2 protein-coding genes and 1 pseudogene are annotated in these 2,833 nt (G+C 47.3%); all 3 read left to right on the top strand.

The features are described from left to right. A pseudogene (locus tag Q0546_RS04515) lies at window positions 1-738 on the top strand (1-aminocyclopropane-1-carboxylate deaminase); the annotation flags it as partial. Further along, window positions 735-2,030 carry a histidinol dehydrogenase gene (hisD, locus tag Q0546_RS04510; protein WP_298790909.1) on the top strand — a complete coding sequence of 432 codons (1,296 nt, stop codon included), beginning with the start codon at window positions 735-737 and terminating at the stop codon, window positions 2,028-2,030. The pseudogene Q0546_RS04515 and the gene hisD, both read left to right, overlap by 4 nt. A 260-nt stretch (window positions 2,031-2,290) precedes the next feature. Further along, window positions 2,291-2,731 (top strand): hypothetical protein, encoded by a 441-nt coding sequence (locus Q0546_RS04505; protein ID WP_298790908.1) that lies wholly within the window; start codon window positions 2,291-2,293, stop codon window positions 2,729-2,731. Window positions 2,732-2,833: the final 102 nt, after the last annotated feature.

Genomic DNA, 2,833 nt, shown 5'->3' with positions numbered 1-2,833 from the left:
ATAAATTTAAATGCAAAAAATATGTCAAATTTGCAAGCCGAAGTCGAGCCGAATTTGCAAATAGAAAAATCAAATTTACAAGATTTAAACAGGCAAATTTTGAGTAAATTTGACGAACAAGCAGAGCTAGCAGATGTAAATTCCACTGAATGCATAAGCCATAAAAACTCAAATTTAAAAAAAATCGCAGACCAAACAAGCTCAAATTTACCCGCTGCACAGGATTACTTTATCGGCGATTCGCTTTTTATAAACGAGGGCGTTTGGCAGCCGCAGGCGGAGACGGGCTTTATCTCGCAGGCTAGGCAGATAGAGCGCTGGGCGGATGCGGAGGGCAAGACCGTTGATATATTTCTGCCTTCAGGCACGGGCACGTCGGCGGCTTTTTTGGCCAAGCATGTCAAATTTGACGTTTTTACCTGTCCTTGCGTGGGTGACGCGGACTATCTAAAAAGCGAGATCGAGGCGCTGACGCCAAACTCAAAGGTTCGCATTTTGCCGCCGCCTAAGAAATATCATTTCGGTGATTTAAAGCTCGAGCTTTATCAAATTTGGCGCGAAGTATGCGAGCAAACGGGGATAGAATTTGAGCTCATTTACGACCCTGTGGGCTTTTTAACGATGATGGCAAATCTGGGCGCATTTAAAAACGAGATTTTATACATCCATCAAGGCGGCGCGCTCGGAAATATCAGTCAAAAACTAAGATACGAAAGAAAATTTAAGGAGACGAGATGAAGTTTTTACTCACTAGCAACGAAAATTTTAAGGACTATTTTGCGGCTTTGGTAAACCGCTCAAACGGCGATATGAGCGCGGTTATGCCCGCCGTTTCGCAGATACTGGGAGATGTGCGCGCTAGAGGCGACGAGGCGCTTTTTGAGCAGATAGAGAAATTTGACCGCTGGAAACCCGACGCAAATAGCCTAAAAATAGGCACCGACGAGATGCAAAAGGCCTACGACAGTATAGATAGCTGCCTGCGAAACGCTCTAAATTTAGCCTTTGATCGCATCAAAAGCTACCACGAAAAAAGCCTACCAAAAACCTGGATGGAGCACGATGAGCACGGTGTTTTGCTAGGCGCAAAGTACACTCCGCTAGACCGCGCCGGACTATATATCCCAGGAGGCAAGGCTGCCTATCCTAGTTCGCTTCTCATGAACGCCGTCCCGGCCCTGGTTGCGGGCGTTGGGGAGATAGTAGTCTGCACGCCTGCCGTCGGAGGCAAGGTAAATACGCTACTGCTAGCCGCCATGCACGTCTGCGGCATCAAGGAGGCCTATAAAGTGGGCGGCGCCTCGGCGGTAGCGGCGATGGCCTACGGCACGCAAACGATCAAAAAAACCGACGTCATCACGGGCCCTGGCAACATATACGTCGCGACGGCTAAAAAGCTCGTCTACGGCGAGGTAAATATCGATATGATCGCCGGCCCTAGCGAGATCTGCGTCATCGCCGACGAGAGCGCCGACCCTCGCCACATCGCCGTGGATCTGCTCTCGCAGGCCGAGCACGACGAGATGGCTAGCGCCGTACTCATCACGCCAAATCAAGCTTTCGGCGCAGCGGTACAAAGGCATATCAATGAGGAGATCAAGACTCTAGCTAGGCAGCCCATCGCGCAGGTTAGTATCGATAAAAAGGGTGCTATCATCGTAGCTAGCGACCTTGATGAGTGTGTGAGGCTGGCTAACGAGCTAGCGCCAGAGCATTTAGAGATCGCGACAAACGACGCGATGGAGCTAGCCAGGCAGATCAGGCACGCGGGCGCGATATTTATCGGACACTTTACGCCTGAAGCGATGGGCGACTATCTGGCAGGACCGAATCATACGCTGCCCACAGGCGGTAGTGCGAGATTTTACTCACCTCTCGGGGTTGAAAATTTCATGAAGCGCACCTCGCTCATCTCGCTAAATGCAAAAGGCATAAGCGAGCTAGGAAACGCATGCATGAAGCTAGCCGATGCCGAGGGGCTGGGGGCACATAAGCGTTCGGTTGCGGTTAGGCTCGAAGCTCTTAAGTGATTTTAGGGCATTATCTCTTGGACGTTTTTTGAAGGGCTAGTAAAAATAAATACTCACGGACGACCGGTCCGCTCCGTTTTATTTTTACGTCGCAACTTCAAAAATCATCTCAAGATATAACACCTTTTTGTTTAAATTTACGGTTTTTGCGAATTCTTTGCCGCAAGCTTTGCACTTGAAATTTACAAAATAAACATACGAGCGGCTTGCTAAAATTTACGTTTTTATAAAATTTACGGCAATCTCGCAAAAGGAGACAAATGAGTCCGAAAAATCCCGTTTCAAATTTTATTTCAGCGGGTGATGAGATGCTCGCTTTTTTGTCAAATTTGGGCCAAAAGTGGCGTATTAGCGACGACGGAGCGGAGTTTATAGAGCGAAATTTTACCTTTGTCGGCTCAAAACCGCTTTTGCAAAATTTAAAAGATTACAAAACGGCTGATTATAAAAATTTTGCCGATATTAAAAACTTTCTAAACTCAAATCCAAATATCCAAATTAAAATTTTAAGCGGCGAGATAAGTTGCGTCGGAGACAATCTGAGCGGCACAGGGGTCAAATTTGCCCCCGAGTATTTTTACGATTTTTTAAAATTTACGGTTGAAAACATCCCAGAGCATCGCTATTTTTGCGCTTCCGAGGCGGGCTGGATTTTACTCGTTGCGATGGAGGGATACGTAGAATTTGGCGTTTTGGACTAACGGAGCCGCTAAATTTGACCCTTTACAAGCTTGCGTAATCGCCGCAAATCAGCCTTGCACATGCTGCTGCTTAAATTGAACGAATTTGCAAAATACGCTACC

It is taken from the genome of uncultured Campylobacter sp., assembly GCF_937997465.1.
In the GTDB taxonomy this organism is placed as follows: Bacteria; Campylobacterota; Campylobacteria; order Campylobacterales; family Campylobacteraceae; genus Campylobacter_A.
This window is presented reverse-complemented; position numbering and strand designations above follow the sequence as displayed.

Excerpts from the sequence above, each read along its gene's own strand:
- Q0546_RS04505 (WP_298790908.1), top strand. The coding sequence starts at position 2,291 with ATGAGTCCGAAAAATCCCGTTTCAAATTTTATTTCAGCGGGTGATGAG.
- hisD (WP_298790909.1), top strand. The coding sequence starts at position 735 with ATGAAGTTTTTACTCACTAGCAACGAAAATTTTAAGGACTATTTTGCG.